The following is a 26,110-nucleotide window of genomic DNA, read 5'->3' as shown; positions in this document are numbered from 1 at the left end:
CCTCGTACTCCTAATCCTTAAGTTTGGGGTCCAAGGTGTCCCGCAATCCGTCACCAAGGAGATTAAAGCTTACGACCGTCAAAACAATGGCGATCCCCGGAAAAAAGGTCGGGTAAAAAATGCCCCGGCTGTTATCTTTCGCTGCGCTTAGCATGGCACCCCATTCCGGTGCGGTAATATCTCCGCCCAGACCAAGAAAGCTTAAAGCGGCACCAAGAAGGATCGCAGTACCTATCCGCATGGTCAGGTACACTATCACAACAGGAAACATACCGGGCAAAATATGCCGCACGATAATGACAAAATCCCTGACACCAATTGATTTTGCCGCCTCCACATAGGTCATTTGCTTTAGTGATAACGTACTGCCCCTGACAATGCGAATAAAAATAGGAATTGTAAATACAGCGACTGCGAAAATAATATTAACCATGCCCGCTCCAAGTACCGCAATTACAGCAATCGCAAGAAGAATCCCCGGAAAGGCAAGCAGAATATCTGTAAATCGAGTGATGAGTGAATCAATCCACCTTCCGTAGTAACCGGCGATAAGACCGAGTAAGGTTCCGATTACAGCTCCGAAGCCGACCGATACAAATCCAATGAAGAGTGTTTCTCTCGTTCCGGCCAGAACACGGCTGAAAATATCCCGATTTTGATGATCGGTCCCAAACCAATGTAGCGTAGATGGAGGTTGATGCTTACTGCTGTCTCGCAAGGAAATCTCCGCTTGACTGGGCACTAATTGAATCAATACGGGTTCCTTTATGTCAGTCTCAACTGCAACGGGAAGAACTGAGGTAACCGGACCAAGAGAAACCTTTACTTCCCCAATTCCTTTCGCAAGGGCAGTCATCACGCCCTCTTGATTGACTTGAAGCACTTCGCCATTCAGCGATTGGAATAGCAATTGCGAATCATTTGTTTTCTTCTTTCCCGAAAGAAATCCGTTACCAGCATTTGACTGAGTCGAACTATCGGCTGGAGATGCGGCAATGAACCGGCGTATTTCATCCAAGCCATTCAGCTTCTTACCATTCGACAACAGTGCCTGCACGCCAATTTGAAAGTTATCTCCCTTGTTTATTTTGCTTGAAGGACTACTCAAAAGCAGCTGGGTTAATACCGGAGTAGAATCATCAGCAGAAACTTCCACTTTGATGCGAGTGGAAACATCCCCTTTTGAAATCACGATCGAGGTACTTCCGTGTCCGGTTGGCGTTATGCTGATGTCCTTTCCAGTTTCCTTGACGGAGGTAATGAGACGATTCATGCTTTGTGCGGCTACATCTGAAACAACGCGCTGCGTCCCATCACTCATGATCTCCATGACGCTTACGACACCGGAGGTTTGTTTCGAAAGATCCATTCCCTTTTCAGCATACTGTTCGTTCACAGGCCGATTGGGGTCATACGGAGTGATCCAAGGGCCAATTAGCCCAAGCGTGAAAATCCCGATCAGCATCCAAAAGGCAAATACAGCCGTTCGTTGTTTCTTGAATTTGCCCAGGAATAACTGAAAAGGAGAGCAATCCTTCCTTTCCTTTTGTCGCAGTATCGGGGCTTGCGTCCGACTAGTAGAGGGTTCTTCGTATATCTGGCTTTTCATGCGTTCTGCTCCTCTTGGTTATTCATAGCGAATTTGCGGATTGACCAGGCTGTAACTGACATCAACCAGCAGATTGACAATGAGAAATTGGATCGAAAAGAGTAAAATCAGAGCCTGCATCACAGGGTAATCACGGGAGAGGACGGAATCAATCAGATACGAACCCAGACCCGGCCAAGCAAAAACCTGCTCAACGACAACCGCTCCCCCCAGCAAAAACCCAAACTGAAGCCCTGTCATGGTGATTACGGGTATCAACGCGTTTCTCAGGACATGCGTCCAAATAATGACCGATTCCCGCTGTCCTTTTGCCCGGGCGGTTCGAACAAAATCCTCTTGCAACACCTCAAGCACGCTAGAACGGGTAAATCGGGCAATGATCGCAGCAACCCCGAAGCCCAGAGTGATCGAAGGCAAGATGAGATGCTTCACGCTGCCACTCCCGCTTGTGGGAAACCAACCCAATTGAACGGCAAAAATCTGCATGAGCATGAGCCCAAACCAAAATTCAGGAATGCTGATGATCGTTGTGGTCGAAATGATCCCTACCCGATCCCAAAATGACTTGCGTCTGGCTGCCGAATAGATTCCTACAAGCAATCCAATCACCAACGCCCAAACCATGCTGGCGAAAGTAAGACCCATTGTAAATAAGAAGCGTCTGCCGATTTCTTCAGACACATTCGACTTCGTTTTATAGGAAACACCAAAATCGCCGGCGACGATGTGACTCATGTAGCGTCCATACTGCACGTACAATGGATCGTTGAAACCCATCTTCTCTTTTACTTTTTCATAGGTTGCCTGATCCATCTCCGCCCCGTACATGATGCGAATCGGATCCCCGGGAGTTAAATGGACGAACAAGAAAGAAATGATGGTTACAACAACTAAAATCGGGATCATTCCCAACACTCGCCTCAGAATATATCTAACCAATTTCTACACCTTCTCCTCTAGGACTTCTCTATTTTTTGTAAGCCTGATTGAGGCGGACAGTGTCGAGCGTGACCGATACATCTGATACATTTTTTCGCTTGGCGACCAAGACATCCGGGGTGTATAAGAAAATCCACGGCGCGTCATCCATGATGACCTTTTGCGCTTCGTCATACTTTTGCTGGGACACATTTTTGTCTGTTGCCTTGAGAGCGTCATTCAACAACTGATCCACCTGTTTGTTGATATAGAAGCCGGAATTGTTATAGTTGGGCGGAACTCGGTCGGAAGCAAAGTTCGGTCGCAGCCCCCAATCTGCCTCGGCAGTCCCGGTTCCCCATCGCCCGATAAATAGATCTGTCCCCTGACCGGAATCCAATTTTCCAAACAAGGTACCGCTTTCGTAAGCTTGAACTTCCACCTTGATCCCAATGTTTTGCAACTGCATTTTCACGTTTTCGGCAATCGCGACGAATTCCGTTGTGTTTCGCGTCCACAGCGTTGCCGTAAATCCATTCGGATATCCCGCTTCCGCCAACATTTGTTTCGCCTTGTCCACGTTATATGCATAGCTTGATTGTTTGGTATAGCCTTTGACCAATGGCGATAGCGGTGAATCAGCAACCGTTCCATAACCATCGGCAACCTGACTGATCAATTGTTCCTTGTTCATCGCATAGTTCATGGCTTGACGTACTCGTTTGTCTTTGTATTTATCAAGCTTTGTATTGATTCCTACATAAAGCACATTCAGCGACGGAGCGGAAAACACATCAACGTCCTGACCGGACTCCAACTTTTTCGCATCCAGCGTGGGGAGGCTGGTCACAATGTCGACCTCGCCCGCTTGGAGCATATTCACTCTCGTGCTGGCCTCCGTTACCGGTTTGAACAGGATGGCCGAGAGTTTGGCCTGGTTGTCCTTGTTCCAATACTTATCAAAAGGCACTACCTTCACATACTGCCCATTCTTCCATTCACTGAATTGATAAGGCCCTGTTCCCACCGGGTTACGGTCCAAATTGTACTTGGGATCATCCAACTTCTTTTGCAGCTCCTTCAACGATTTGAAACTGGCTGAAGGATGGGCCATATAAGCAACCATCGCGGAATCCGGTTCTTGGGATGTGATGGTTACGGTATAAGGATCTGTCTCGGTTATTTCCTTGATAAATGCGAAGAAGCTGGCTCGTGCCATTCCATTCTCCTTGTTCCGTACATAATCAAGGTTCTTTTTCACCACATCCGCGTTAAACGGTGTCCCATCGTGAAAAACAACATCCTTGCGTAAATGGAATGTCAAGGAAGTAGCATCCTGGCTAAGCTTGTAATCGGTTGCAAGAACAGGCTCTATCTCCCCGTCATCATTAAGCTTCAGCAAGCCCTCGAACATCGTGGACAGGATGTGAAGCGTATTGCTATCCGTAGAATTCCAAGGATCGAGAGAAGTCGCCTCCGCTTCAAGCGCCACGGTTAACTCTCCCTTTTGTTCGGTTTTGGTTGTCTGTGTCGTTTCTGTGCTTTGCGTTGTGTCCGTTTTAGCTGCCGGCACTTGACCGGGATTGGTGGAACAGCCCGCTATTGTAGCGGCAATCAGCAATAATGTGAACGACGTCGAAACCCACTTTATCCTTTTTCTCAAGCGAAACCTCTCCCCTTTTTACGTATGAATGAATCTGCTCTTCTGTAAAGCACGATCTATGCCAAATAGATCGTCAGCAGTCCACGCTGCTGACGTTGCGTGTTTTGGCTATTTTTCTAGCTTTTATCCATGTTTCTTCGTGCAACCAGGTGACATTTAGTTTACTATTAAGAATATTCGGTTATTTGATTTTGCTAATTCCACCAAATTCACCCAAAACCACCAAAAAGGGAGGACAAATTCGATATGAATGAATTTGTTTTGATAGCTGGTAGTCAAGACACAAGAACAGCGCTGATTAACCAGCTTCAAGATATCATGGATGGTTACGTACGGATCACTAGTTATTCGTCGGAAGAAGAACTCCCTGAAAAAATAAACAATCAACTCGTGATCGTGTCCCATCAGCTCGTGATGGATGAGCCAAAAGTAAAAGAATGCATCGGCACAGACTGCAAAATAATCATCGCGAAACGAATTATCAACTACGAAAATATCGACAAGTTATTATGTTTGCCCGCAGGCACGAACATTCTGTACATCAACGATTCTTGGGAAACCTGTATGGAATCAATTGAATCTCTCAAGAAATTAGGTATTGATCACATCTATTACACAGCGTTCTATCCCGGCATTCAAAATTCTTTAAAAATCGATATCGCCATTACACCCGGTGCTTTGGAATTAATCCCGGAGCACGTTAAAGAAGTGGTAAACATCGGGCCACGTCTGATGGATATTTCCACAATCAATCAAATCCTGGATCACTTCCAGCTGAATGAACCAGGCAATATCATCTCTCAGCGATACTTGCGCAAAATCATCCAATTAGGCAAACGGTTGGCTGATGCCAATCAGAATGCCAATAACCTGAACAAACATCTCAATGAAGTCTTGGACGGCGTAAACGATGGGATTCTCGGCATCAATCAAGACGGATTCATCACCGTGTTTAATGAGGAGTTAGGCCATCTGTTGAACATGACACCCAAACGAGTCATCGGCAGAAAACTTAATGATATCATCGACAATCCCGAGCTGACCCACTTCTTACTTGATCCCTCCCGTGAAGAAGACAGCTGGTTTACCTTTGGTCAGGTCGAGGCCGTTGTTCATCGCTTCCCTCTGAATGGAGACCAATCGATCGTGGCTACATTCAAAAATGCCCGAAAAACGATTGAAATGGAAAAATCACTGCGCATTGAATTAAAAAAGAAAGGATATGTGGCCAAATACACGTTGGGAGACATCATCGGGGACAGCAAAGCCATCACTGACACAAAAGCGATCATGAAAAAGCTTGCAAAAACAGACCTGACGATTCTGATTCAAGGGGAAAGCGGAACGGGCAAAGAGTTGTTCGCCAGTGCCATCCATAACGCTTCCTCGCGTGAAAAGGGGCCATTCCTAGCGGTGAATTTTAGCGCCATTTCGGAAGACTTGATGGAAAGCGAATTATTCGGGTATGAAGACGGAGCCTTTACAGGTGCCAAAAAGGGAGGAAAGGTCGGATTATTTGAGCAAGCGAATGGTGGAACCATTTTTTTGGATGAGATTGGAGACAGCAGTATGAAGCTGCAAGCGAGGTTACTGCGAGTTCTTCAGGAAAAAGAGATCATGCGCATCGGCGGAAGTAAAATCATCCCGATTGATGTCCGGATTATTGCCGCTACCAACAAGAACTTGCTCACAATGATTGAGCAAGGGAAATTCAGAGAAGATTTGTACCACCGTTTGCGGGTGCTTTTTGTTGAACTGCCGGAATTACGGAATCGCATGGATGACATCCCGCTTTTGATCCAGAACTTTATCCGTCAAAGTGGTCGGCCCCACGTCGCCATCTTGCCGGAGGTCGTCCAAAAACTCTGTTCATTCCAGTGGTTCGGAAACGTAAGAGAGTTAAAAAACACGATTGATTATATGCTTGCCGTATGTGAAGATAACACGATTACGCCGGAGGATATTCCAAGCGAAAGCACCTTTCTGCAAAGAAGCGAAACATTTAAAAGCTTACCAAAATTTACTTACGCCGACACCTCTGTTATTCCTGAGGAAGAAGAAGAGTTGTTGCAAATCCTGCAAATCATTCATGCCATATCTGAAAAAGGCGAGACGGCAAACCGTAGAAAAATAACGGAAATGGGCAGCGGCTGTAAACGCCCTCTCACCGAGCAGCAAATCAGAAGTCGATTGGACGTACTGGCAACCCGCGGGTATATTGTAAAAAATCGTGGAAGATTCGGGACAAAATTGACGCAGCTCGGGTTACGAATGCTCCAATGAAAGTGTGGTACCCCCTGTTCACCCGAGTTAGCGTCTATCCCCTACTCTTTTTATAATTTTCTAATGCGTATCGGACTCACCATCAATATGGCGAGCAAAATGGTTACGAAAGTATTGCTATAAAGAAATAACCCCATCCCCGCCATGGTAAGCCCTGCGAAGGTAATGGGTATCCCCATAAAGTACCCGATTGTCGGTTTCGCGTTAAATCTCGCTAATCGCAAGGCTCCCATTGCCGGATACAGAACAAACGCAATCGAGGGTAGGAAAGAATGCGGAGCTAGTATTCGAAAAAGCAAGGCAGGAGCAATTCCGAAACTGACCACATCCGCGAGCGAGTCCAATTCAACTCCCAACTCGCTATTCACTTTTAATTTTCGCGCAATTCTTCCGTCGAATAAGTCGAGAAAAGCGGCTAAAAAGATAAGCAAAGCAGCCATTCGCAAATACCCACTCATCATAAAGGTAATCGAGAATAGACCACATAATAAATTTCCCATTGTAAATAAATTAGGCAACCATTTGACAAGTCTAGAGGACAATCGGAAGTCCACCTTTCCACAACGATAAAGTCCAGGAATTGCATCTTATGTATATTCTCTCTATTATGCACTGGACTATTCTACAATCTGCCACGGCCCTTCTGGTTAATGAATTGAACAACTGGGAAAAGTAAGAAACTACATGATGCCAACATAAATCCTGGAGGTGCAGACGACTTTTATGGAATGGAACTTTTTGTTTCGAGTAGACCACCTGAACGAAAAAGGGGAAGAACGAAACCTGAAGGGGATCATTATAACCGAAGAAAATCAAACACCGACAGTAGAGCAAATTCAAAAGTTCTTATTGAATAGTGGTTATCAGGTTGAATTGCATGATCCTGAAGAATTAATCTTTATGGACCACAATCAGCGTGACCCTATTAAAATTACCATCGTCAAAATGGGAAATGAAATGGAAGAGAAAGTAGAACCGGACAGGGTCATTCGTTCGTTGAGCCAGCAATTTCGAAAGAATTACAACATGTGAAAGTTTTAAAAAAAGCACCCAAAAGGGGTGCATTTTTTTATGTATGGTAGAGGTGGCTTGAGGCCGTTCGAGTCCTCAATCCGCCTTTTCCCCTATTATTTACTTCCTGCAACAATAAACAAATGCCGGCGGTACATTCAACGGGACTAAAGATATGTGCACCTCATTAAAAATGCTCGTTAAATATTTTTTCATCTGAAGCGAATATTGAAATGTAATGAAAACTCCCCCAGGTTTCAAGGACTCTATTACCTGATCGATAATTCGTTCTCGTAGCTCGTTACTAAAGTTTGAAAAAGGTAACCCGGACACAATACAATCCACCTGAGTAAGTCCATGCTCTCTCATAGCCAAAGAAAGAGTCGTTGCGTCTGAATAATAATGGAAGTCCGAAAACTTCTCCTGAAGATGACTTCTCATACCCGGGTCTAATTCAAAAATAAGGGCTTTACTCGTCGGTGATTTCAATTTTTGTATTTGGCTCGTAAAACATCCCAATCCAGCTCCAAGTTCCACAATGGTATCGGAATTATTCCAATCCACATGTTTCATCATTTCGTTCGTAAGATAAATCGAACTGGGGGTAATGCTACCAACTGTTCTTGGAGACTGAACAAATTTATACAAAAACAAAAGCCTTTGGAACAACAACGATCGTGTTAGTTGCATTTACTTTGTAACCCCCTTTTCATACGATATTCGAATTTTATAAGGAGGGTAACAAACTTCGATGAAAATTGGATGAAGGATCGCAAAATGTGTGGTTTTCGTCTACCGTTTTTGGGCAAAAAAAAGACACCCGCGTGTGGTGTCTTTCCCGCTCTTATTTATAGTACGAATCGATGAGCGGAACCATATAGCCCGCATCTTTGTCGACCAGAAGGTTAATCGCAACCGTCTTCACACCGCCAATATCGACGACAATCTCTTTCATTCCTTCTTCCGGAGTAATGGTGCCTACATCTTTCAGCAGCGCATTTTGATCCAGGTCAGAGATTTTAACATCTTTCAAGGTTCCGTCAATTGCGGCGATTTTCAGCACGAGCTTTGAATACTTTTTGTCCGGCGTGAAGAAGAAGGCTGGCCCTCCGCCATCAAGCCGCTAGATTCTGCGACCAGGTTAAGCGACCACATCTCTTTTTCGCAACTGATAGATGACTCCTGCACTAATGACCACCATGTACAACAGATTCATCATGTAAAATACAACACTGGAACCTGCTGTAAGTCCCTCTTGACTCAACACTCCCATTCCAGAGGTTAAGAGCGAATGAGGGAAAAACAAGCTCGCGTGCATCACATACATGCCCAATCCGAAAAACGTGGCACACAAGCCGATTCCAACAGGCGCCGCAAAACTACGGATACGCATGGAGATCGCCAGTTGAAAAACACTGATCGTAATGGCTGCGATCCAGCCGCGAAACAGCCAACCTGGCCATTCTCCCGGAAGTGAAGCCTGCAAACCTACCAGCTTCCCCCCGCAAACATATAGGAAGAAAAAGAAACCTTGCACCATCGCCAGCAGGACGGCTACTACCACCAGTTTGGCTAAGAAAATAGAAGCAACGGATACAGGTGCGGTCATGACCATATTCCAGTTCTTGTTTTGATGCTCCAATCGGCATTGAAACGAACAGATGATGGCAATCAGAATAGGAAAGAAAAACTCCCCATAGAACAGTCCGACCTGCGACCATAAGCTGTACCATTCCTTTTGGAGCGTCCCTTGATTCATGAGGAAATTGGCACAACCAATGAAGACACTCACCAGAGGCAGAATCATCAACACCATCCATAGATGGGAGTGTCGCATTTTTTCCCACTCTGCTAAAATACACTGTTTTAACATCGATATCCCCCTATACTTCCAGTCTGGAAACAAACTTACGTCCAGCCAAAAAAATAGTGATCGCAACGGCCATCAATATTCCTGCCACAGGCAGAGATGCGCTGATCTCCCTTACGAAGAAGTGAATCTTGTCGCTTGTATACTGCTGGGTAATGGGACTTAATCCCGTATAGTAAGACCACACCAAAAATCGCCTTACGGATAAGGGAAACAAATCGCCCACCATGCCGATAAAGCCGCCAAGCATGCCAAGACAGAGCGCAAAAGCCTGATTTTTCACCGCTGTGGATATCCATTGCTGCAAGGCGATGACGACCAAATTGGTTACCGTTGTTCCGACGAGGAATTGAACCAACAGCAAGATGGGGACAGGTTGAAGAAAAGCGTTCATTTTTCCAAAAGCAACAATCGCTACTACTTGGAATATGCAGGCACAAAGCATAAGCACAGACGCGCAACCATACTTGGCTGCATAGAGTTGTCCAGGCTTGACGGAAATGGACAGCAGCAGCTTCCACGTATTTCCCTTGTGCTCCATATCGCAAATGCGGGATACAATAATTGCCGAAAGGATGGGCAAAAACAATCCATTCATCGTGGACAGTAAGGCAATGATCGTCTCCCATCCAGCGTTATCAGGATTGCGGGAAAAGGACATGCTGGCTGCCATAAACGCCCAAGCAAGCTCTACGCAAAGGAACAAAGCGGTCATCAGCCACAAGTGTTTACGGCGCAGTTTATAGAATTCAAGCCGGATCGCTCTCATTACAGACTGTTCCCCTTTCCCGTTATAGCAAGGAAAATGTTCTCCAAGCTCCGCTTATGCTCCTCAATGCGCAGCACATCGATATTAGCTGCAATCAAGCTTCTGTTCATCTGCGCCACCTGTGAATCCGTGAGATTTTCAAATATGAGAGTATCCTCCTCGTGTCTGGCGAAAAATCCTTTTCGAACGAGCACTTCCATTGCCGAGAGGTTGTTCTGCGTCTTGATCACGATTTGGGGTCTGCTTTTGAGCTGCAACTCATCCATGCTTCCTTGAAAAAGCATTTGTCCATGGTTGATAATGCCTACCGAGGTTGCGATCTGCTCGATTTCGGAAAGCAGGTGACTGGACAGCAGGATTGTCATCCCGTAACGCTTCGGCAACGTTTTGATCAGCTCGCGAATCTCTCCGATACCTGCAGGGTCCAGGCCGTTCGTCGGTTCATCCAGAATCAGCAGTTTCGGAAACGCGAGCATGGCCATAGCGATCCCTAATCGCTGCTTCATTCCCAAGGAGTACTGGGCTACTTTTTTATCCTTGTGGTTTTCCAGCCGGACGATTTTCAGTGCCTCCGTTATGTTTTTATTAGGGACATCCCAAAGCTTTTGCACCACACGCATATTCTCCAGCCCTGTTAGATGTCCATAATACGATGGCGATTCAATCAGTGACCCAACCTTGCTTAATACGAATTGGCGGTTTGCTTGAAAGTCCTTCCCAAAGACCTCTACTTGGCCATTCGTGGGCCGGACAAGCCCCAAAATCATTTTCAAGGTAGTCGATTTACCAGCACCGTTAGGACCCAGGAAACCGTAAATCTCCCCTTCGCACACGGATAGATCGACGTCCTTTACACATAAGGCATCTCCGTACCGTTTCGATAGTTTATGGGTAGAAATGATTGGATTCATACATACCTCCGTTGTATTTGACAGGAATCTTTACAACCCAAGTATGGCAAAGCGTTCTTTCATCAACCTGAAAATGACCTTACACCAGCCTTAAATTTGCGAAAAAGACATGTACATCGATGAAAAATCGCTATAGTTAAGATAGGTGATGGGTTATGGAAGAATTAAAAAATAAAAAGCTCCTCATTGTGGATGATGAGCCTGAAATACGGAATATGGTGGATCGATTTCTGCGCAAGGAAGGGTTTATGCGCATTTATCAAGCGTCCAATTGCGGGGAGGCTATAGAGCTTTGCCGTTCGATAATGCCTGACCTTGCTATTCTGGATGTCATGCTGCCGGATGGCGATGGCTTTTCCCTGCTTCAATCATTGCGTCAAATTTCTAACATGCCTGTCCTATTCCTATCTGCGAGAGGGCAAGATGAAGACCGCATCTTGGGGTTGGGGCTTGGGGCGGATGATTACATGGTGAAGCCATTCTTGCCGAGGGAGCTTGTTTTGCGTTTGACGGCTATTTTGCGAAGGGTATATATTCCCCACACGCAGGAAAAACGCCCGGTGTTTCAGTTGGGTACACGCGTCATTGATTTGGAGTCTGGGACCGTCATGAATGGAGACAACGAATCCCCTTTGACAGCAAAGGAGCTTGCCTTACTTTCCAAATTTTACGAAAACCAAAATCGCATTGTAACCAGTGATGCCCTCTGCCAGGCAGCATGGGGCGATGATTATGACGGATATGAAAATACGCTAATGGTACACATCCGCCGTATCCGTGAGAAGATTGAAGCCAATCCCTCTCAACCCGAATATCTTGTAACCGTTCGGGGACTAGGCTACAAGCTCATCGTGAAGGGGGAATAAGGATGGAAGGCACTGTCGGCATCATCAAGCGCTTTGTTAACTCGACCATTCTTATCTCCCTTTCTCTTTTGGTCCTTAATTTTATTGTACTTTCGGTCTGGGTAGGAAACGGGATCAACAACGGTTCCTCTCCCTCCACCGTTGTGCAAAACATTGCTGAGGGATTGCAAGGCACACCAGATTCTTACACTATGGACTCTCGCTCTCAAAGGCTGCTGGAAGAAAATCAGGCGTGGGCGATGCTCATTGACACCAAGGGAAACGTGACATGGAATTTCCATCTACCGACTGAAATCGAGCGAACCTATTCGCTATCAGACGTGGCAAAGTTTTCGCGCAGTTACTTGATGGATTATCCTGTTTTCACCTGGGAGCATCAAGATGGCTTAGTGGTCGTTGGCTATCCAAAAAGCACCTTCGCCAAATATCAGCATGTCCTGCCCGTCGCATGGGTCGAAAACCTGCCCTTGAAGATGTTCTGGCTTTTGGTAGGAAACATTGCCCTGGCCTTAGGTTTGTCACTCTTGATCGGGTCCAAACTGATTCACTCCATTCGTCCGCTGACTCATGGCATACAAGCCCTTGCGGAAGACAAAGCGGTCATGATCGAACCAAAAGGAATATTGGCAAACCTCGCAACAAGCATTAATCACGCGTCAGCACTTTTGCGAAAGAAGAACGATTCCTTGAAAACCAGAGACGAAGCCCGCTTCAACTGGATTGCCGGCATCTCACACGACATACGCACACCGCTTTCCATGGTGCTTGGCTACGCGAGCGATATAGCAGAAAGTGACGAAGTTCCCACAGAGCATAGGCGGCAAGCTGGCGTTATCCGGCAGCAGGCAGAACGTATGCGCTCCTTGGTGAGCGACTTAAATCTCGTCTCCATGCTCGAATACGAGATGCAGCCTCTAGGCAAGAAACCGATACGGCTGGCGGCGGTCGTCAGACAAGCGGCGTCCGACCTGCTGAATAACGGGTTGGATGAGCCATTCGTGATCGATGTAGAAATTTTGGATGAAAGCTCAAAGATCAATGGGGATGAACGACTCCTGCTGCGCGCCATTACCAATCTATTGCAAAACAGCATCGACCATAATCCGGATGGTTGCCACATCCAGGTGCAAACTTCTTTTGATCCAAGTAATCAGGTCTGTCGGATGATCGTATCGGATAACGGGAAAGGGATCCCTCAAAACGAGCTTCCAGATTTGCTTGAACTCCCCTACTCCTCCACAAGAAAGCGTCCCCGCGCTAACGGGCATGGACTAGGATTGCCGATGGCCGCACGAATTGCCAAAGCGCATCATGGATCGTTGGTATTATCAAGTGATGTTGGGAAGGGGTTTTATGTGAAGATGGAGTTGCCTGTTGGAAAACGTGAATGATGGCTCTCTTGTTTGTATGATTATGAGGATTTCATCGACCAAAATACACCACTCAATCGAGTGGTGTTTCTATTATGTATGGTGGAGGCGGGTCGTGGAATTTAAAATCCACAATCCGCCTCGGCAAGTTATATCCACGTTATTAAAACTGTATCAGTTACTCCCTTCTACTCCGGTTTTCACAGACGATTACATTTTCCCAACTGTCTCCTGCGAAAAGCGCTTTTTTATCGCTTTATCATGAGTGCTCTCTCCTGTAAATGCAACGAAAAGACTGACCACAAGCAGAATAAAGTCAAATTCACGCCCGGTCGCATTCGCCTCAATAAAACCAACTGACAACTTTACCTTGAAAAGCACCACAAGTAGAATGCAAGAAAAAATTGCGGAGATATAACGCGTACCGATCCCAAGCATCAGCAGCAGCCCTCCTACTAACTCCACCCCTGTTTGAAGAGGAGCTAATACGCCGGATAACGGAAAACCCTGTTGTGCCATCCAGTCGGCCAGGTTCCCCATCCCCCATGAATATTTGAACATTCCATGTGCAACAAAAATGAACCCTAATGAAATTCGTAAAACAGCATGAGCAATATCTGTTACTCTTCCTTTCACGATCATCTTCTCCCGTCATATTATTTTGTTGCTCAGTCAACATTTGATCAAGCAACAAAATAATACCATGTGATTTGTTGCTTAGTCAACAATTTTGTTCTATAGTAAAACCATGGTGCTTATTTCAAGGAGATGAACCGTTCATGGACAAATTAGCCCCTCAACAATTAGAGGCTTGGCGTACTTTTTTAAAAGCTCATGCCCAAATGATTACTTTGATTGAACAGGACTTGGCTTCTGAAAAAAGAGTCCCCCTTTCAACTTACGATGTATTAATTGCTTTATATGAAGCGCCTGGAAAGCGCCTACGGATTAACGAAATTGGCAAATCCGTTGTTTTGAGCAGGAGCGGCCTAACCCGCTTAGTTGACCGACTTGAAAGAGAGAACCTCATTATTCGAGAAAGGAGTGACACAGACCGGCGAGGTGCCTTCGCCGTCCTGACAAGAGAAGGACAAAAAGAGTTCTTAAAGGCTTGGCCCGTTTATGCAAAAGGGATTCAGGAACATTTCGTTTCGAAAGTAACCACTGAAGAACTTGAAGTATTACGTACCATCTTGCAAAAAATGAGCTTCGACGATGGCGTGCCAGTTGAGGTGAATTAGGAGTATTTTAGAAAATCCAGACTACAAAAGGACCAAAAAACAGCTGTTACAGAGAACACCCTGCGGCAGCTGTTTGTTCAATAATCTTCAAAGTGGAATTTGTGGATCTGATTGGAGGAGACGGTATGTATGGTTGGTGGATTATTCGGTTTCTCCCATTTATCTGAGAAAGAAATGGATAAAGCGGTTGGTATTATGGAAAAAGCATTGAATGAATTTCTAAATTTGAAGTAGATTCTAGCATTCATCTCTTTCGTCTTTGGACTTGCACAATCAAATCCTTTTCTTGCATCCACTGTTGATTCCCCTGCGGATTGAGTTGCCGTTTCCTGCCTCTTCCCCCCTTCAATCTAATCCCAAGCGAATTTTGCTCACCCCAAGGAATAAATCTCTATGAAGTATAGAAAACGAAAATATATCCCAATAAAAGAAATATTTCCTCATTCAGTAAATTCCAAGTCATAGATTTTCAACTATTTGCCATTATTAGGACAATAAATAGGATTGATTATAATGAAATTACCTATTCACCCTGTAAAATTTCAACATAGCATATAAGGGAAAAATTAAAACTTTCTTACGCAAGGTGGTTTTCTTGTGACTGAAAACAGCATTGAAAATCAAATTAAAGGGATGAAAGCAATCGGGAGGGGGGCGTTTCGAATCGTCTATGACCTTGGTGATGGCTACGTTTTGAAAGTTGCTAGATCAAAAAGAGGGATTAAAGTCAACGCGAGAGAAGTAACAATCTATCATTCATCTCCATCTCCAGTAAGAAAACATCTTGCCGAAATTATCGAATACGAGAATGAATATCGTTGGCTGAAAATGAAAAAATATACCCAAAAATTCCCGAAAGATAGAGAATTCAAGCAAAAACTTTACGAACTGGGAGTGGCATTTAAGGAAAATGGAATTATTCCTCTTGATATCTCAAAATTTAAGAGTAACCCAATTTCTCGTAACTTACGCATAGATGAAAATGGGGAGATCGTTGTTATTGATTATGGGAATTTTAAAGTTCGCCAAAAAAATAGTTGATCATACCGTCTGATGTCTCCATCCGAACGTATCCGTATCTGTACCGTTTTCATCAGGCTTGTAGGGCAGCCTGTCGAGTTTATCGGCAGGGATCCTCTGGTTTTTGGAAACGGGTGTGCCCTCCGGCTCAACGTTCCAAATGCTGGAGGATCGCCGCTCCCCTGACTCCCCCATGTACGGTACTAGCCTCCTGTCTGACGCCACTGTAAACTTCGCTTCAATCCTACTTCTTCCCCTCCTCACATGTATGGAGCATGACATTCTCTTTTTTAAATTGTTTTAGAAAATAGAAAAGGAAAACCACTCCCAAACACAGCCCTAGAATACCTTCTGCGTTGATAAACAGTAAATTCCCTTGTACAATTCCTTGCTCATTTTTGTAAATATCGCCAAGTACCGTAGTATTCACTAGATTCCACACTGAGTGAAACAGCAAAACAGGCAGTAAGTTCCCTGATAAGTAATAACAGTAGGAAAAAGCAAAACTGAGCGTAAAAACCACACAAGCTTGGATCGTACATAGTAATAACGGATTACCAATTCCCGTCGTTTTGGCCAAGAAATACACGGCAGGTACATGATACAGAGCCCAAACGATTCCCACTATCATGGTTGCCTTCGTTTTTCCGTATTGCTCTGTGAGTCTAGGCAACAGGAAGCCCCGCCATCCGTACTCTTCTCCCCAAACTGCAAACAAACTTACAAACAGCGTAACGATAATCGTTATGATACTTTTCAAATCCAGCCCTTTTTGTACATGAATCGTTGCTACATTCGTTATATAGGAAATAAAAGCGCAGAGGAAAATAAAGAAAATCGGATACAAAATACCAAATAAAAGTGACTTCATATTCAACCTTTTTTTGAATCGAGCGGGTTTGCTATTGGTGATTTTCATAAAAATGATCGCAATGATTGCCGGGATAAACATAAGAAAGGTAAATGACCGTATTCCAACAGATGGATTGATAAACAGGAGCATGGTTACAAGCCAAGTGGTTAGGAGTACTGTACCTATATAATATCGCGCTTCGTGTTTTTGAAATTCTAGCTTGCTCATCATTTGAGTTCTCTCCGATCCTATCTTTTCATCCAGTTACCACACTATTCTAAAACCTAGAGCTTGACACTTAAAAGAAACGATCGTAATCTTTTCGATATTACTTTCGTCATCATTTCGGATATGACTTTCGTAAACTGTTCCTGTTGCAGCCTAGCATCGTTTACAATAATCTTGTCGTAACACAATAGTTTTTGGATGTGATCAGTGTGAAAAACAGAAATGCGCTCATTATGGTTGTAGCCCTGCGGCTTGCTATTGTCCTGCTTGTGGAAGTCGACATTCTCTCAGGTCACACCCTCTCAAATACGACAAAGCTCCTTTTTGCTGCCGGAATTCTGCTAATCCAAGCAAATGATTACTGGAGACATCGCTATCATCTGCTTAGTAGAAATCGAGGACTTTACTATCTCTCCATGTCTACGAGTATAGTAGGCATTAGTCTATACATGTATCAATTCAACAGTTCTGCAGCGAGTGTTTATTATATTTTTCCTCTAATAGAGCTGTTTTTGACCAGCGGTGTCTTTCCCATGAGCATGTTGGCTTTGCATGTTCTAGTATACGTATGGACATTAACTACTCTCCAGGTCGGATTGGAAGAGGGTCTTTTCACCTACCTTGCCATTCTGCTGGTAGTTTATTTGTTCCGGCAGAACAACTTAGAGAAAGAAAAAGTGCAACAATTAAACTCTCAATTAAAGGAAGCGAATGTTCAACTCCTGACTTATTCGGAGGATTTGAAAGAGATGGCTATCGTTAAGGAACGGACTAGAATTGCTCAGGAGCTTCATGATTCGATTGGGCACGGGCTCGTGTCACTTCGTATGCATCTTGAATTTGCCGAAAATACTCTCTATTCCAGTCCCCTAAAGTCTAAGGAAGCACTGAACAAAGCACAGGGAATCATGCAAAACTCCATGCTCGACCTGCGCAAAGCCGTTGCCATTCTGCATGAGGATATCTGGAATAGCAACATAAGCTTGGAAAAATTACTAAATGAACTTGCACAAAGCATCCAGTTATCTGGGAGAATACAATGTTCACTTATTTTTGATGATCACGTAGAGCAGGCCATTACAAGTATTAAAAAAGGCATTTTCAAAACCGTGCGGGAAGCTATAACCAATGGCGTAAAACATGGCAGTCCCCAAACCTTTCAAATAGAAGTGACAAGATGTGAAAGCATTATACGAGTCGTCGTGAATGACGATGGCACAGGGTGCAGTCACATTCAAAAATCACATGGCCTACGCGGAATAGAAAAACGTATCGAGGAAATAAAAGGCACTGTTCGCTTTCGTTCAGAAAAAAATCGGGGCTTTACGGTACTCGCCGAAATCCCCTACGTCACAAGTGCGGAGAGCTTATAAATGACTGATATCATCATTGTCGATGACCAGACGATTGTACGTGAAGGCTTAAAAATGATCATGAGCCTCTACGAGGATATAAACATCATAGGTGAGGCGGCAAATGGAGAGGAACTTCTCTCTTTGTTACAGATTGCACTTCCTGATGTCATTCTCATGGATATCAGAATGCCTGTGATGGACGGCATTGAAGCTACAAAAGCTGTAAAAGAGAAGTACCCAGATGTGAAAGTGATCATCCTCACGACTTTTGATGAAGATGAGTTTATTTTTGGCTGTCTGAAAAATGGCGCGGATGGCTATATACTCAAAGATTCCAACTCAAAAGAAATTATTAAATCAATCCGAGCCGCATGTGAGGGGAATTTGCTGCTTCCTACGCAAATCACATCAATCATCATTAATGCCCTACCCGAAATAAAAGATGCATCTACTAGTAAACTCTCTGAAAAGAGAGACCTCTCTTCACTTCTGACCCCTAGGGAAATAGAGGTAACCGATCAAATAAAGCTAGGCAAAAGTAATAAAGCAATTAGCGAAGCTCTCTATCTGACAGAAGGCACCATAAAAAATTATGTATCTCGTATACTAGACAAGCTCAATCTGAATAGCCGTACGGAATTGCTTTTATACTTAACAAATGAGAAATGATTCTTTTGCTTTGTAAAACATCCATCGCCCTCGATACATAACAAAAAAAGCACAAAAATGATAACCAAACACAATGAGTAAACCCGCACCATGTAAGGTTTGGTGTGGGTTTTTTTACCTTCACGTAGCAAAACGACTGAACCGATAGGCAAAAAGTGCTTTGGGTTTTTCATCTTTTTTTCCTCATTGCATATTTCCCCAACCTTCTTGTCTGTAGCGGTTTTCTTTATCTTCATATTTTAAGTATTCAGTGTTTATCGCGGATGTATTGTTTGATCATCCTATCACAAAGAAGGCTCAGCTCTCACCTTATTGTTAAAATCAATTATTTCTTCTTAATTGTTGCTCCAGGAACTTCTACATCACCTGGTCCATCAACAGGTTTATATATATCTAAAGGGCTGTCAGGTTTATATTTATATAAAGACTGATATCCTGAGCCATTAATATTACCGTAAACCTCATATGCAGGGACTATTGAATTATAATTAAAACCTCTCCCATCTCCCCCATAGCCCCCTCTACCTAGCCTGATTGATCTTCTTTTCTTTGAGACCAGACTGACGTCTCCGACATTAAAGTAAAATATATAAATCCGCTAACGGCCACACCTGCACATACAAATGATAATGCCGAAAAACTGGATTCTTTTAAAACCTCACTCCCCAGTCCTGCTCCACAGGTCATTCCAAGATACAAAAAACTACTGTTCCATGCCAGGAAAGTCCCTCGATGATTTGGATACATGCTTACTAGCAATGATTGTTGAGCAGGAAAAAATGCATAGGCACTCAAGGCAAATACCGCCAGGAAGATGTACATAAATAACGTTTGATGTATGAACACCCCAATGAAAAGTAAGAGAACAGCCATTACCGCTAAGCTTGCTTTCACAACCCGATGTGCGCCTAGACCATCAGTGATCTTCCCGCCAAACAAGCTCCCTGCTAAAGCCCCCACTCCATATACCATAACAAGAGTAGCAACCTGATAGTCGGTGTATTCATTCACCTGATGGAACCCAACCCCAATATATGTATAAAAACCATAGACCGACATACTCCACAACGCTGTCACTAGAACCGATTTAATCAAGATCGTTCTTTTTACAGATGACGGCGAATTTACTTTGGAAGAGATAATGGGAGGCCAAACAATCTGATTTGCCAAAATCAACATCACACTAGCCGCCGCTAAAATCCAAAAGACCGATTGCCAACCAAATGCATTTCCGAGAAGCGCTCCCACAGGAGCTCCAGTCCAAATGGCCGTTAGCAGTCCAGAATTCACAATTGCAAGTGAAGATGCACGTTTATCTTCGGGTGACGTGTCACCAATTATCGCGTAAATACTTGGAGTTACAGCCGCAACAGATATACCAGCGATTATCCGACTGCACAAAAGCAATACATACGAAGTTGACATAGAGGTACAAACATTAGCAAGCGAAAATAATAGTAATCCGAATATGAGTAATTTTTTTCTCCCCACCTTATCAGACAGCGAACCAAATGCAGGAGAAAAAAATACATACATCACGGAGAAAAGCGAAACCATCCAACCTCCCTCTTCAGGACTTATACGAAAGGCTCCAGTAATTGTTGGTAACAAAGGAGACACAACAAATAAATCAACACCGATAACAAACAATGTAACCCAGCTAATGAGCAACTTGAATGCTAATCTCCTAGAAAACATATTTCTTCCCCTCCTTATATCCATACAATACAGATATGTCTTATCTGAATTTAAATACAAAAATTTTTAACGTTGACGTAGAGCCTCTTGAAACCACGCCTTTGTCTCTTCTTGTCGTTCTTTTGGAATTCTCTCTTGCAGGGTTTCTGTTAGCTCCCGAAGAGTCTTCGCCTTCAAATATTGACGCATCAAATCTTCAGCTTCATCCATAATTTTACGTATTGTACAGGGAGAGTGGCAGAAGTCTGGAACTTCTCCATCCTTGTTCAGAACTGACTTTTGCCTAATTTCTTTACATTGAAAAAGAGGTGCTACTCCCTCTATCGCCTGAATTACATCCCAAAACGAAATATCTTCTGGTCTTTTGGATAGCTCATACCCGCCTTTTGTTCCCAGAACCGATCGTACGATGCCAGCCTTTTTTAATTTCGTAAATATTTTGGACAAATAAGTTTCAGACACACCTTGATACGTGGCCAGCTCTTTCACACCGATACAAACATCTGGTTGACTATTTGTAACTAGGTAGGTCAGGCAGTGAAGTGCGTATTCAACACCGATGCTGTATTGCAATAGGATCACCTCAAATTCAGATATGTATTGTCCTAATTATAGTTATTCTCCGAAAGTGAGTCAATTGTGTGCTTACCTGCTATCTTCTTGGATAAAATGAGAAGGATGAATAACGTTTTTTTAAAAGAGAAAAACCTGACTTCCTAAGGAAATCAGGTCATATTTTTTCTATCAGTAACCTTTTGGACGTTATAAACTGGCCATAATGCTTATTTGAGACTGTCCACGGCATCCTGGATTTCTCGAGCGCTGAGATCCCCGCCTTTTGCCGCTCTAGCTACTGTCACGGCATTTTTCACTGAGTTAAAGTTGCTACCCGATACCCCTTTAATCCCAGCAACAACAAAATTGCGCCAATCAACTCCTGTCCAATAATATGAATTTGTTGCTCCTAAGTTAATAAGATTAATCTGCTGAGGGATCTCATCTACCTCCATATTAAAATAGTCTCCTATTCCCTCACCTCGCATGCCGTATTTGTATTCCATGGCATTCTCCACAAAGGGCACAAAGTCCACTGAGAAGTTATATCCAGACCTTGCAAACGTATTCCCATCAACTAGAGTCCAGTTCGCTCTTCTTGCGGCATCGACAATCGCTTGTATGGCTGCAAGTCTCTTGACGCTGTTTTGTAAAATGTCTGCGTTGCCAAGACCACCCTTCGAGTCGAATATTTGCTGAGCCACTTTATTCTGGCGCATGGAGTCCAATGAAGGATAATCACCCTGATCGATTGACAATGCATTTTCATCAAGCAGCCCCTGGATAACCCCAGCATCCCCTGCCATTCGGTAAACTGCTATCTTGGCTTCGTTCTGGGCAGCCGGGTTCAACGCACCCTGAATTGCCGATACACTCAGAAATTCCGCCTGATGGTCTACAAGTACGGCGGCTACTGTCAGCTTTCCTTGGTCGTCCAGCTCGTTGTAGGCCGTAAGATCCAAACCAATCAGGTTTGCATCAAGCAGATTTTTCATCTCATCCGCACTTGTCGCCATTCTGTAGGAAGCCAGCATCGCTTCGCTGGGAACAGCGTTATTTAGAGCCTCCAGAATGTCGTCAGCTGTTTTAAACGTCGCCTTTTGCCCAAACAACACCTGAGCTACTGCTGTTTTTCCCGTATTGTCAAGCTGATTATACGATGTCAGATCCAACCCTAACTCATTGGCCGCCAACAAACTTTTGATTTCATCGGCATCTTCCGCCAATCTGTAAGCTGCAACTTTCGCTTCGATGGCGACGGCTGCATCGAGTGCACTCTGGATTGCTGATTTGTTCGCAAATGCTGCTTTCCCTCCGTACAATTCAGCGGAAACGTTCGTCTTTCCTGTAGCATCCAAATTCCTATAGGCCACTACATCCAGCCCTAACACATTTTGCTCGGCATCCAGCAAAGCCTTGATGATTGCTGCATTAGCTGCATTTTTATAGGCATCTACTTTTACTTGCTCAATCGCATTAGCCACTAATGAATCCAATGCAGTTTTAATCTTATCCTTGCTAGTGAAGTCGGCTCGCATGTTAAACAGACCGATAGCCACTGATGTCTTGTACCCTGAGTCCAACTGATTGTAGGCCGTTAGGTCCAAAGCTAAATCATTTGCCGTCAACAAGTTTTCTATTTCGTGAGAATCTGGCGCTACCCTGTAGGCACTTATTTTGATTTCATCGTTCACCGCAGCATCCAGTACAGCCTGAATTGCTGCTTTACTTGTGAACGATGCCTTTTGGCTGTTCAGTGTCCCCAAAACGGTTGTCTTGCCTGTGACATCCAAGGCATTATAGCCAAGTACATCCAACCCGAGCTGATTGACTGCTAACAAACCTTCAATAGCTGCTGCATCCGCTGCGCTTCGATAGGCCGCTAGTTTGGCTTCACTGGCAACAGCCGCATCCAGTGCAGCCTGAATTGCTGCTTTGCTTGTGAACCCTGCCTTTTGGCTGTTCAATGTCCCCGAAACGGTTGTCTTGCCTGTGACATCCAAGGCATTATAGCCAAGTACATCCAACCCGAGCTGATTGACTGCTAACAAACCTTCAATAGCTGCTGCATCCGCTGCGCTTCGATAGGCGGCTAGCTTGGCTTCACTGGCAACAGCCGCATCGAGTGCCGTCTGTATGTCTGTTTTTGTTGCAAAAGCAGCCTTTTGCCCCTCCAGCACTCCCGCTACTACTGTCTTGCCAATCGTATCCAACTGGTTGTATGCTGTCAGAGCCAATCCTAATGAATTGGAGCCTAACAAGCCTTTGAATTGATCTGCATCTTGCGCCAATCTGTAAGCCGCCACTTTCGCTTCGCCGGATACAGCTGCGTCGAGTGCACTCTGGATTGCTGATTTGTTCGCAAATGCAGCCTTCCCTCCGTACAATTCAGCGGAAACGTTTGTCTTACCTGTAGCATCCAAATTCCTATAGGCCACTACATCCAGCCCTAACACATTTTGTGCGGCATCCAACAAAGCCTTGATGTCTGCTTCGTTAGCTGCATTTTTATAGGCATCTACTTTTGCCTGCTCGATGACATGTGTCACTGCTGTATCCAATGCATTCTGTATATCTACCTTGCTGGTGAAACCCGTACGCTCGCCAAACAGTTCTGAAGAGACTGCAATCTTGCCCGAAGTATCCAAGTTACCATAGCTTACAGTTGTCAATCCCAGATCATTGGACGCTAGCAAGTCTTCAATTTCTGACGGAGACAAGGCCATTCTGAACGACGCAACCTTGTTTTCAACCGCCACTGCGGCATCGAGTACAGTCTGAATTGCGTTCTTGCTTGTAAATGTTGACTTTTGGCTATTTAGTTTCGCTGCTACAGCTGTCTTACCCGTTGCATCCAGGTTATGATAGCTGGATACGTTCAACCCCAGCTGATTGGCTGCTAGCAAGCCTTCAATAACTGTTGCATTCGCAGCCGTTCGATATAGAGCGACTTGTAAACGTTCTGTAAATACAGCTTCCTCTTCGACTTTATATGCTATTCCATTCTTCAGTCCCGTAATCTCAGTCCCCGCTAACGCTTCCGCAGGAGAGTTTTCCGCTCCTAAGCTTCCGTTTTGTTGCACACCGTAGGTTTTCCCGCCAAATGTCACGACATATTTTACTCCCGCTTGTAAATTAGTGATTTTTCCATTTCCGACTTTCCCTAGGGAATCCACAGCGAGGATGACCAATGTTGGCCCCGTTGGCCCCGGAGGGACTACGACAACCGAATCAGCAAAGCGAATCCCGAACGCTTCTGAAGTAATGTTTTCTGTTGCGCCTTTAATCGCTGATCTTACTATCGTTACGCTGAGATTGCTCCTGCTGTCTGCCGCAGTATGATTCACCGCTGCTCCCGTAAAAGCAATAGTGAGCTGCGTACTGCTGCTTTGTGTCACATTTACTCCCAAACCGACCGGGAGATTATTGACTACAATGTCGGAAGCAGAAGGATGCTCCACAAATTCTCCGTTGCTGATTGAGATCGTTTGCACCATCGAAATACTTCCATCATTGGCAGCCGATTCGCTCAGCATGGAAGTCCCGAGAGTAAGACTGGGAGGAGTGGCAGTCGACTTTACTGAGACGCGAATAGTCGCCCACTTGCCATCGACAGTAGCGGTAATCGTTGTTGTACCGACACCAACAGCCTGTACTTTCCCGTTACGATCGACAGTAGCAACCTCTGTATTGTCCGATTTCCACGACACTTTTTTGCCGGCAACAATCTGATCCTCGCTGTCAGTGGCTATTGCAATGAGCTGCAAATCTGCATGATCTGAATTCAAGGTTAAATCGGTATCAAATGTATGTTGAATCTTCACCTTTTCTACCTTGGCATTTTTTGCAGCAATGAAAAAGGCATCAGCATCCATGGTTGCATCGGCATAGCTTACACCAATAACAACCTTCTGCTTTTTGCTGGCTGCGGCTAACGGTTTAAAGGTAAAACTGGCTGAGCTCGTTGATTCGTTCCAGGTAAACCCGCTCATGACCAACTTTTGTGCTTCTTTCTTATCTACCCACTTCTTAAAGGAGAAGTCACTCAGTTTGGGGGCTTTTTCTGGAGCCTTGGTAAAGGTCACGGTGACTAGCCCATTGGAGGCTGTGATATCCTTAATGGTGGCCGCTCCTTCGGTTACCTTCACTTTTGCTTTTGCGGTCTTTCTCTCGATGGTCGCTGTAATCGTCGCTGTACCCACGCCAACAGCCTTGACCATGCCGTTTTTATCAACTGTCGCTACGCTCTTGTTATCTGATGACCAGGTTGCCTTTTTCCCAGCTAAGATATTCCCGTCTTTATCTTCAGCGATGGCCGTAAGCTGCAAGGATTCGTCCGAATCTGGGGTCAAAACAAAGTCCTTAGAGCCGTTGTAAATCTTTACTTCCGCTATTTTTGCGTTTCGTTCCGCGATGGTAAACACATCAGCAGCTGTCTTCACGTCATTAAAGAGAACGCTAATGGCTACGTTTTGCTTGGCTTTCGTTGCAGCAATGGGTTTGAATGTGACGTGCACGGTGTTCTGTGCCTCATCCCACGTAAAGCTTGTCGCCGATACCGCTTTTTCCCTCTTATCATCTATTTTTAGCAAGAATGTAAAGTTGTCTGCGGTGAGACTGTCTTTCGGATTTCCAGTAAGCTTTACTGTGATGATCCCGTTTGTTGCAGTGACGGACTCTATTTCTACCTGCTCAGTCTTATCGGCGCTTGCCGTCGCAGCAAAGCTTGTCCTGTTTGTAAGTGTACTCATATTCGGCGATGCCAGCGTCTCTGTTGCCATGGTTAAAAAAACACTGGTCGATAATAAAACAGTTAACACTTTTGGGGTCTTACGATGAGCAAAAACCATTGCTTTAATTCACATCCTTACCGATTTTCCGAATCCTTGTCTGGCGCATTCCTCTTCATCTCATGATTGTAAAAGATTAGGGAAGTGAAAAAACCTAACTAAGGTTAGGTTTTTTTAGAAAAATTTAGCCGGCATGGTTTAACATAGCCAAACTAAAAGAAGCATAAGTCTGCCAACTAGGCAAATTTATGCTTCAATTCATATCCGATAACTATATTTTAGTGTATTATACAAAATGATCCAGTTAGTACACTGTTGATTCCCCTAAGAATTGAGTTGCCAACTTATCAGCGGTATGGAAAGTAATATACTCTGTGAAAGTCATTACATTTTTAGTCATAAAAAAAGGCGGGGTTATCCGCCTTTTTAAC

The 26,110-nt window shown here is 44.4% G+C and carries 23 protein-coding genes; 8 read left to right on the top strand and 15 right to left on the bottom strand.

Annotated elements, in window-relative coordinates; all coding sequences use genetic code 11:
• Positions 1-10: 10 nt before the first annotated feature.
• The 3 genes from ACQCN2_RS11940 to ACQCN2_RS11930 are packed head-to-tail and all read right to left on the bottom strand — an operon-like array spanning position 11 to position 4,190.
• Positions 11-1,609 (bottom strand): ABC transporter permease, encoded by a 1,599-nt coding sequence (locus tag ACQCN2_RS11940; RefSeq protein ID WP_426929140.1) that lies wholly within the window; start codon positions 1,607-1,609, stop codon positions 11-13.
• An 18-nt stretch (positions 1,610-1,627) separates the two neighbouring features.
• Complete coding sequence (nikB, locus tag ACQCN2_RS11935; RefSeq protein ID WP_426929139.1) at positions 1,628-2,548, bottom strand: nickel ABC transporter permease; 921 nt, start codon at positions 2,546-2,548, stop codon at positions 1,628-1,630.
• A gap of 28 nt (positions 2,549-2,576) precedes the next feature.
• Positions 2,577-4,190 (bottom strand): glutathione ABC transporter substrate-binding protein, encoded by a 1,614-nt coding sequence (locus ACQCN2_RS11930; protein WP_426929138.1) that lies wholly within the window; start codon positions 4,188-4,190, stop codon positions 2,577-2,579.
• A 246-nt stretch (positions 4,191-4,436) separates the two neighbouring features.
• Here ACQCN2_RS11930 and ACQCN2_RS11925 point away from each other — a divergent pair, with 246 nt between their 5' ends.
• The gene (locus tag ACQCN2_RS11925; RefSeq protein ID WP_426929137.1) at positions 4,437-6,473 is read left to right on the top strand and encodes a sigma-54 interaction domain-containing protein; all 2,037 of its coding nucleotides are present in this window, start codon (positions 4,437-4,439) and stop codon (positions 6,471-6,473) included.
• A gap of 50 nt (positions 6,474-6,523) precedes the next feature.
• Here ACQCN2_RS11925 and pssA read toward each other — a convergent pair whose 3' ends face one another.
• Complete coding sequence (pssA, locus tag ACQCN2_RS11920; RefSeq protein ID WP_426929136.1) at positions 6,524-7,015, bottom strand: CDP-diacylglycerol--serine O-phosphatidyltransferase; 492 nt, start codon at positions 7,013-7,015, stop codon at positions 6,524-6,526.
• A 181-nt stretch (positions 7,016-7,196) separates the two neighbouring features.
• Here pssA and ACQCN2_RS11915 point away from each other — a divergent pair, with 181 nt between their 5' ends.
• Positions 7,197-7,505, top strand: coding sequence for a hypothetical protein (locus ACQCN2_RS11915; RefSeq protein WP_426929135.1), 309 nt, complete (start codon positions 7,197-7,199; stop codon positions 7,503-7,505).
• A 99-nt stretch (positions 7,506-7,604) separates the two neighbouring features.
• Here ACQCN2_RS11915 and ACQCN2_RS11910 read toward each other — a convergent pair whose 3' ends face one another.
• The 5 genes from ACQCN2_RS11910 to ACQCN2_RS11890 form a co-directional block, all read right to left on the bottom strand.
• The gene (locus ACQCN2_RS11910; RefSeq protein WP_484479031.1) at positions 7,605-8,057 is read right to left on the bottom strand and encodes a class I SAM-dependent methyltransferase; all 453 of its coding nucleotides are present in this window, start codon (positions 8,055-8,057) and stop codon (positions 7,605-7,607) included.
• A 271-nt stretch (positions 8,058-8,328) separates the two neighbouring features.
• Positions 8,329-8,547: a hypothetical protein gene (locus tag ACQCN2_RS11905; RefSeq protein WP_426929134.1), complete on the bottom strand. Its 219-nt coding sequence runs from the start codon at positions 8,545-8,547 to the stop codon at positions 8,329-8,331.
• A gap of 78 nt (positions 8,548-8,625) precedes the next feature.
• Positions 8,626-9,357: an ABC transporter permease gene (locus ACQCN2_RS11900; RefSeq protein WP_426929133.1), complete on the bottom strand. Its 732-nt coding sequence runs from the start codon at positions 9,355-9,357 to the stop codon at positions 8,626-8,628.
• A gap of 10 nt (positions 9,358-9,367) precedes the next feature.
• Complete coding sequence (locus ACQCN2_RS11895) at positions 9,368-10,123, bottom strand: ABC transporter permease (protein ID WP_426929132.1); 756 nt, start codon at positions 10,121-10,123, stop codon at positions 9,368-9,370.
• The gene (locus tag ACQCN2_RS11890) at positions 10,123-11,034 is read right to left on the bottom strand and encodes an ABC transporter ATP-binding protein (protein ID WP_426929131.1); all 912 of its coding nucleotides are present in this window, start codon (positions 11,032-11,034) and stop codon (positions 10,123-10,125) included. Before ACQCN2_RS11890 ends, ACQCN2_RS11895 begins: the two co-directional genes overlap by 1 nt.
• Before the next feature lie 155 nt (positions 11,035-11,189).
• Between ACQCN2_RS11890 and ACQCN2_RS11885 the strand changes: the two genes are divergently transcribed.
• Both ACQCN2_RS11885 and ACQCN2_RS11880 read left to right on the top strand, forming a co-directional pair.
• A complete protein-coding gene (locus ACQCN2_RS11885; protein WP_426929130.1) occupies positions 11,190-11,900 on the top strand; it encodes a response regulator transcription factor in 711 nt (236 codons plus the stop codon).
• A gap of 2 nt (positions 11,901-11,902) precedes the next feature.
• On the top strand, positions 11,903-13,291 hold the full coding sequence (locus ACQCN2_RS11880; protein WP_426929129.1) for a sensor histidine kinase: 1,389 nt from the start codon (positions 11,903-11,905) through the stop codon (positions 13,289-13,291).
• A gap of 189 nt (positions 13,292-13,480) precedes the next feature.
• Here the strand turns inward: ACQCN2_RS11880 and ACQCN2_RS11875 are convergent, their stop codons facing one another.
• A complete protein-coding gene (locus ACQCN2_RS11875; protein WP_426929128.1) occupies positions 13,481-13,906 on the bottom strand; it encodes a DoxX family protein in 426 nt (141 codons plus the stop codon).
• 143 nt (positions 13,907-14,049) lie between these two features.
• On the opposite strand from ACQCN2_RS11875, the gene ACQCN2_RS11870 reads away from it, so the two are divergent.
• Positions 14,050-14,511 (top strand): MarR family winged helix-turn-helix transcriptional regulator, encoded by a 462-nt coding sequence (locus tag ACQCN2_RS11870; protein WP_426929127.1) that lies wholly within the window; start codon positions 14,050-14,052, stop codon positions 14,509-14,511.
• Between the two features lie 597 nt (positions 14,512-15,108).
• On the top strand, positions 15,109-15,552 hold the full coding sequence (locus ACQCN2_RS11865; protein ID WP_426929126.1) for a hypothetical protein: 444 nt from the start codon (positions 15,109-15,111) through the stop codon (positions 15,550-15,552).
• Here the strand turns inward: ACQCN2_RS11865 and ACQCN2_RS11860 are convergent, their stop codons facing one another.
• Both ACQCN2_RS11860 and ACQCN2_RS11855 read right to left on the bottom strand, forming a co-directional pair.
• Positions 15,553-15,726, bottom strand: a complete 174-nt coding sequence (locus ACQCN2_RS11860) for a hypothetical protein (RefSeq protein WP_426929125.1) — start codon at positions 15,724-15,726, stop codon at positions 15,553-15,555.
• Between the two features lie 49 nt (positions 15,727-15,775).
• Positions 15,776-16,615 carry a CPBP family intramembrane glutamic endopeptidase gene (locus ACQCN2_RS11855; protein WP_426929124.1) on the bottom strand — a complete coding sequence of 280 codons (840 nt, stop codon included), beginning with the start codon at positions 16,613-16,615 and terminating at the stop codon, positions 15,776-15,778.
• Between the two features lie 206 nt (positions 16,616-16,821).
• Here ACQCN2_RS11855 and ACQCN2_RS11850 point away from each other — a divergent pair, with 206 nt between their 5' ends.
• Both ACQCN2_RS11850 and ACQCN2_RS11845 read left to right on the top strand, forming a co-directional pair.
• A complete protein-coding gene (locus ACQCN2_RS11850) occupies positions 16,822-17,985 on the top strand; it encodes a sensor histidine kinase (RefSeq protein WP_426929123.1) in 1,164 nt (387 codons plus the stop codon).
• Positions 17,986-18,636 (top strand): response regulator transcription factor, encoded by a 651-nt coding sequence (locus ACQCN2_RS11845; protein WP_426929122.1) that lies wholly within the window; start codon positions 17,986-17,988, stop codon positions 18,634-18,636.
• A 525-nt stretch (positions 18,637-19,161) separates the two neighbouring features.
• Here the strand turns inward: ACQCN2_RS11845 and ACQCN2_RS11840 are convergent.
• From ACQCN2_RS11840 to ACQCN2_RS11830, 3 genes are all read right to left on the bottom strand, one after another.
• The gene (locus ACQCN2_RS11840; protein ID WP_426929121.1) at positions 19,162-20,334 is read right to left on the bottom strand and encodes an MFS transporter; all 1,173 of its coding nucleotides are present in this window, start codon (positions 20,332-20,334) and stop codon (positions 19,162-19,164) included.
• Between the two features lie 66 nt (positions 20,335-20,400).
• Positions 20,401-20,907, bottom strand: a complete 507-nt coding sequence (locus ACQCN2_RS11835) for an RrF2 family transcriptional regulator (protein ID WP_426929120.1) — start codon at positions 20,905-20,907, stop codon at positions 20,401-20,403.
• Between the two features lie 209 nt (positions 20,908-21,116).
• A complete protein-coding gene (locus ACQCN2_RS11830; protein WP_426929119.1) occupies positions 21,117-25,739 on the bottom strand; it encodes an Ig-like domain-containing protein in 4,623 nt (1,540 codons plus the stop codon).
• Positions 25,740-26,110 lie beyond the last annotated feature (371 nt).

Origin of the sequence: Brevibacillus ginsengisoli, assembly GCF_050113715.1 — a bacterium.
GTDB classification, from domain to species: domain Bacteria; phylum Bacillota; class Bacilli; order Brevibacillales; family Brevibacillaceae; genus Brevibacillus_H; species Brevibacillus_H ginsengisoli.
The sequence above is the reverse complement of the archived record's forward strand: the minus strand, read 5'-3'. Positions and strand labels throughout refer to the sequence as shown.

Coding starts and splice junctions, on each gene's coding strand:
- ACQCN2_RS11940 (WP_426929140.1), bottom strand. CDS start 1,609: ATGAAAAGCCAGATATACGAAGAACCCTCTACTAGTCGGACGCAAGCC.
- ACQCN2_RS11925 (WP_426929137.1), top strand. CDS start 4,437: ATGAATGAATTTGTTTTGATAGCTGGTAGTCAAGACACAAGAACAGCG.
- ACQCN2_RS11915 (WP_426929135.1), top strand. CDS start 7,197: ATGGAATGGAACTTTTTGTTTCGAGTAGACCACCTGAACGAAAAAGGG.
- ACQCN2_RS11910 (WP_484479031.1), bottom strand. CDS start 8,057: ATGAAACATGTGGATTGGAATAATTCCGATACCATTGTGGAACTTGGA.
- ACQCN2_RS11900 (WP_426929133.1), bottom strand. CDS start 9,357: ATGTTAAAACAGTGTATTTTAGCAGAGTGGGAAAAAATGCGACACTCC.
- ACQCN2_RS11895 (WP_426929132.1), bottom strand. CDS start 10,123: ATGAGAGCGATCCGGCTTGAATTCTATAAACTGCGCCGTAAACACTTG.
- ACQCN2_RS11890 (WP_426929131.1), bottom strand. CDS start 11,034: ATGAATCCAATCATTTCTACCCATAAACTATCGAAACGGTACGGAGAT.
- ACQCN2_RS11885 (WP_426929130.1), top strand. CDS start 11,190: ATGGAAGAATTAAAAAATAAAAAGCTCCTCATTGTGGATGATGAGCCT.
- ACQCN2_RS11880 (WP_426929129.1), top strand. CDS start 11,903: ATGGAAGGCACTGTCGGCATCATCAAGCGCTTTGTTAACTCGACCATT.
- ACQCN2_RS11870 (WP_426929127.1), top strand. CDS start 14,050: ATGGACAAATTAGCCCCTCAACAATTAGAGGCTTGGCGTACTTTTTTA.
- ACQCN2_RS11860 (WP_426929125.1), bottom strand. CDS start 15,726: ATGGGGGAGTCAGGGGAGCGGCGATCCTCCAGCATTTGGAACGTTGAG.
- ACQCN2_RS11855 (WP_426929124.1), bottom strand. CDS start 16,615: ATGATGAGCAAGCTAGAATTTCAAAAACACGAAGCGCGATATTATATA.
- ACQCN2_RS11845 (WP_426929122.1), top strand. CDS start 17,986: ATGACTGATATCATCATTGTCGATGACCAGACGATTGTACGTGAAGGC.
- ACQCN2_RS11840 (WP_426929121.1), bottom strand. CDS start 20,334: ATGTTTTCTAGGAGATTAGCATTCAAGTTGCTCATTAGCTGGGTTACA.
- ACQCN2_RS11830 (WP_426929119.1), bottom strand. CDS start 25,739: ATGGTTTTTGCTCATCGTAAGACCCCAAAAGTGTTAACTGTTTTATTA.